The 4,168-nt window shown below is 74.1% G+C and carries 3 protein-coding genes; 1 reads left to right on the top strand and 2 read right to left on the bottom strand.

Annotated features, from left to right (window positions below):
• Positions 1-146 precede the first annotated feature (146 nt).
• Together NCC78_RS28530 and NCC78_RS28525 are read right to left on the bottom strand one after the other, a co-directional pair.
• Complete coding sequence (locus NCC78_RS28530; RefSeq protein WP_250798389.1) at positions 147-1,652, bottom strand: CoA-acylating methylmalonate-semialdehyde dehydrogenase; 1,506 nt, start codon at positions 1,650-1,652, stop codon at positions 147-149.
• Positions 1,649-2,956, bottom strand: a complete 1,308-nt coding sequence (locus NCC78_RS28525; RefSeq protein ID WP_250798387.1) for an aspartate aminotransferase family protein — start codon at positions 2,954-2,956, stop codon at positions 1,649-1,651. The genes NCC78_RS28530 and NCC78_RS28525 overlap by 4 nt, the downstream gene beginning before the upstream one ends.
• Before the next feature lie 267 nt (positions 2,957-3,223).
• On the opposite strand from NCC78_RS28525, the gene NCC78_RS28520 reads away from it, so the two are divergent.
• Positions 3,224-4,123, top strand: a complete 900-nt coding sequence (locus tag NCC78_RS28520) for a glutamate cyclase domain-containing protein (protein ID WP_250798386.1) — start codon at positions 3,224-3,226, stop codon at positions 4,121-4,123.
• Positions 4,124-4,168: the final 45 nt, after the last annotated feature.

The raw sequence follows: 4,168 nt of genomic DNA, 5'->3' as shown, positions 1-4,168 counted from the left end.
CCCGGCGCTCGCCGCCGCGGGTTTCGCCGCGGTGGTGTACGCGCTGGTGGTCAACGCCGAGACCTCGAGGTCCGCGCCCGAACCACTCGGGCTGCCGGTGGCTGCCCTGGTGGCGTACCTGGCCGGGGCCGGCGTCCTGCGGCTGCTCAGGTCTGGGTGGGGAAGCCGAGGTTGACCCCACCGTGGCGCGGGTCCAGCCAGCGGCTGGTGACCACCTTGCCCCGGGTGAAGAACCGCACCCCGTCCTCGCCGTGCGCGTGCAGGTCGCCGAAAAGCGACGACTTCCAACCGCCGAACGAGTAGTACGCCATCGGCACCGGGATCGGCACGTTGATCCCGACCATGCCGACCTCCACCTCGTGCTGGTAGCGCCGGGCGGCGCCGCCGTCGTTGGTGAAGATCGCCGTGCCGTTGCCGTACGGATTGGCGTTGACCAACTCGACCGCCTCGTCGTACGAGCCGACCCGGACGACGCTGAGCACCGGCCCGAAGATCTCGTCGGTGTAGACGGACATGTCCGGGGTGACCCGGTCGAAGAGCGTCGGGCCGAGCCAGAAGCCGCCGGACTCCCCGTCCGGCCGCACATCCCGACCGTCCACCACCGCCACCGCGCCGGCAGCCACCCCCGCCTCGACGTAGGAGCGCACCTTCTCGGCGTGCGCGGCGGTGACCAGCGGGCCCATGTCGCAGCCGCGCCGGCCGTCGCCGGTGCGCAACCCCGCCATCCGCTGCGCGATCTTCGCGACCAGGGTGTCGGCGACCGGCTCGACCGCCACCAGCGCCGAGATCGCCATGCACCGCTCCCCCGCCGACCCGAACCCGGCGTTGACCGCCGCGTCGGCGGCCAGGTCCAGGTCGGCGTCCGGGAGCACCACCATGTGGTTCTTCGCCCCGCCGAGCGCCTGCACCCGCTTGCCGGCCATCGCACCGCGCTGGTGCACGTAGCGGGCGACCGGGGTGGAGCCGACGAACGAGACGGCCTTCACCGACGGGTGCTCCAGCAGCGCGTCGACGGCCTCCTTGTCGCCGTTGACCACGTTCAGCACCCCGTCGGGCAGGCCCGCCTCGGCGAACCACTCGGCGAGCAGCAGCGCCGCGCTCGGGTCCTTCTCGCTCGGCTTGAGCACCACCGCGTTGCCGCACGCCACGGCGACCGGCACGAACCACAGCGGCACCATCACGGGGAAGTTGAACGGGGAGATCACCGCCACCACGCCGACGGGCTGGCGCAGGCTGTACGAGTCGACCTCGGTGGAGACGTTCTCGCTGAACCCGCCGCGCAGCGCCGACGGGATGCCGCAGGCGTACTCGATGACCTCCAGGCCGCGCTGCACCTCGCCGGCGGCGTCCGCGAGGACCTTGCCGTGCTCGGCGGTGATGACCGCGGCGAGCCGGTCCCGGCGGGCATGGACCAGCTCGCGGAAGGCGAAGAGCACCGCCGTCCGCTTCGCCAGCGACGCGTCCCGCCAGCCCCGGGCCGCGCGCTCGGCGGCCTCCACGGCCACCGCGACGTCGCCGGCGGAGGCCAGCTCCACCTGGGCGGCACGCCGGCCGGTGGCCGGGTCGAAGACGTCCCCGCGCCGAGGCGAGGAGCCGCCGACCCGCTTGCCGTCCACGAAGTGCCCGATGGCGGCGAGGTGCGTCGCGCTCATGCGGCCACCTCCGCCGAGGCGCAGGAGCGGATCGCGTCGACCAGGATGGCCAGCCCCTCGCGGGCCTCCTCCTCGGTGAGCGTCAACGGCGGCCCCATCCGCAGCACGTTGCCGTGCAGTCCGCCCTTGCCGGCGAGCAGGCCCCCGGCGCGGCACGCCTCGAAGACCCGGGTGGCCAACACCGGATCGGGCTCCATAGTGGCCGGTCGGACGAACTCGACGCCGAGCATGAGCCCCTTGCCGCGTACCTCGGCGACGCAGCCGAGGCCGCCGACCGCGGTCCGCAGCCCGTCGGCGAGGATCGCGCCGGTGCGGGCCGCGTTCGCCTGGAGGTCGTGGTTGAGCAGGTAGTCCAGGACGGCGTTGCCGGCGGCGGTCGAGACCGGGTTGCCGCCGAAGGTGGAGAAGCTGATCGCCGGCACCGACTCCAGCACGTCGGCCCGGCCGACCACGCCGGCCAGGGCGAAGCCGTTGCCGACGCCCTTGGCGAAGGTGAGCAGGTCCGGGGTGACCCCGTGCGCCTCGTAGCCCCAGAAGTGCTCGCCGGTACGCCCCCAGCCGGTCTGCACCTCGTCGGAGATCAGCAGAATGCCGTGCTCGTCGAGGACCTTCTTCCAGGCGGCGAAGAGCCCGTCCGGCGGGGCCACGAAACCGCCGACGCCCTGGATCGGCTCGGCGATCAGGCAGGCGACGTCGCCGGCGGTCTGGGTCGCCAGCACCTCCCGCAGGTCCTCGACCGCGGCGTCGATCCGGTCGGACTCCGGCAGGCGGGACAGCAGGCCGCGCAGCCGCTCGCCCGAGTGCAGCCAGGCCACCTGGAGCGGGTTGAGCGCGCTCGCCGTCCAGCTGCGGTTGCCGGTCACGCCCATCGCCGCGTACGACCGGCCGTGGTAGCTGTTGCGGACCGCGAGGATCTGGTGGGAGCGGCGGTGGTTGGTGGCGACCAGCAGCGCCGCCTCGTTGGCCTCGGTGCCCGAGTTGGTGAAGAAGACCCGCGCGTCCGGGATGCCGGAGAGCCGGGCGATCTTCTCGGCGAGCTCGACCTGCTGGCGGATCAGGTAGAGCGTCGAGGTGTGCACGATGCCGGTGGCCAGCTGCCGCTCGACCGCCTCCCGGATCTCCGGGATGTCGTAACCGACCATATTGGTCAGCACGCCGCCGAAGAAGTCCAGGTAGCTGCGCCCCTGCGCGTCGGTCACCCGACGGCCGGCGCCGGAGACCAGCTCGATCGGCTCCGAGTAGTACAGCGGCATCCAGGACGGGAGCACGGCCCGGTGCCGGGCCAGCAGGTCGTCGGTGGTCATCGTGGCACCTCTCAGCGGCGGTCGCGGTCATCGCACGCTCTCACCGGCGGACGGCAGTTACAACTGTCACTGTGTAGCGCAGCGGAGGTGCGCACCTGACACCGCGTCAAGTCCGCACTGCGGTTTCCGGGCCCCTTCGCGATCACCACGCAGGTTTCCGTGGCCCCCGCCCCCTTCCGCCACTCAATCCGCACGACCCGATTCAAGGTGCACAGGTCGACGGGCGGTCCTACCCTGGGCCGGTCCGCCGCTGTCGAGGAGGTGCCCGTGCGGGTGGAGGAGACGATCGCCGAGCTGGAACGGGTGGCCGCGCGGGAGGTGGGCCGGGGCAGCGAGCAGCTCGCCGTACCGGCGGCGGGCGGCCTGCTCGCCGCCGCCCGGTCGCTCACCGGGCGGCCCACGGTCGACGCGGCCGTCCTCACCGGCTTCTTCATCCCGGGCGCCGATCCGCCGGCGGCGGAGACCGACGGCCCCGTCGGCGCAACCCAGATCGCAGCCGCGCTGCGGGCGCTGGGCGGCGGGGTCCGGCTGGTCACCGACGCGCCGTGCGCGCCGGTGGTGAACGCCGCGCTGGACGCCGCCGCGCTGGACGTCCCCCTTGAGGTGGCGCCGCTGACGGGGTACGACGACTGGGCCGCCGCCGCGCTGCCCCGGTACGCCCGGCTGTCGCACCTGATCGCCTGCGAACGGGTCGGTCCGGCCCTCGACGGCCGGCCCCGCAACATGCGGGGTGAGGACATCGGCGCGCACACCGCGCCCCTCGACCGGCTCTTCGCCGCCGGATCCGCGTTCCGGGTGGGCATCGGCGACGGCGGCAACGAGCTGGGCATGGGCCGGCTGCCGACGGAGCTGGTGGCCCGGGTGGTGGACCGGGGCGAGCGGATCCGGTGCGTGGTCGGCTGCGACGCGCTGCTGGTGGGCGGCACCTCGAACTGGGCCGCCGCCGCGCTGGTCGGCGCGCTGGCGCTGCTGCGCCCGGAGGTGACCGCCCTGCGCGACCTGCTCCGCCCCGAGTGGTCGTACGACGTGCTGACCGCGATCGTCCTGCACGCGGGGGCGGTGGACGGCGTGCGCCGGCGGGCCGAGGTCAGCGTCGACGGCCTGGACTGGCCCGCGTACGCCGAGCCGCTGGCCCGGATCGCCGAACTGGTCGCGGCGGCGGGCTGAGCGAGAGCGACGGCGGCCGGCCGGGCCGCCCGGGTGGCCGCGCGG

Origin of the sequence: Micromonospora phytophila (assembly GCF_023656545.1) — a bacterium.
Classification (GTDB): domain Bacteria; phylum Actinomycetota; class Actinomycetes; order Mycobacteriales; family Micromonosporaceae; genus Micromonospora; species Micromonospora phytophila.
Note: the sequence above shows the minus strand (reverse complement) of the source record. Positions and strands in the feature narration are given on the sequence as shown.

What these genes read in the sequence shown, in the direction of transcription:
- NCC78_RS28525 (WP_250798387.1), bottom strand. Translation starts at nt 2,956, where the DNA reads ATGACCACCGACGACCTGCTGGCCCGGCACCGGGCCGTGCTCCCGTCC.
- NCC78_RS28530 (WP_250798389.1), bottom strand. Translation starts at nt 1,652, where the DNA reads ATGAGCGCGACGCACCTCGCCGCCATCGGGCACTTCGTGGACGGCAAG.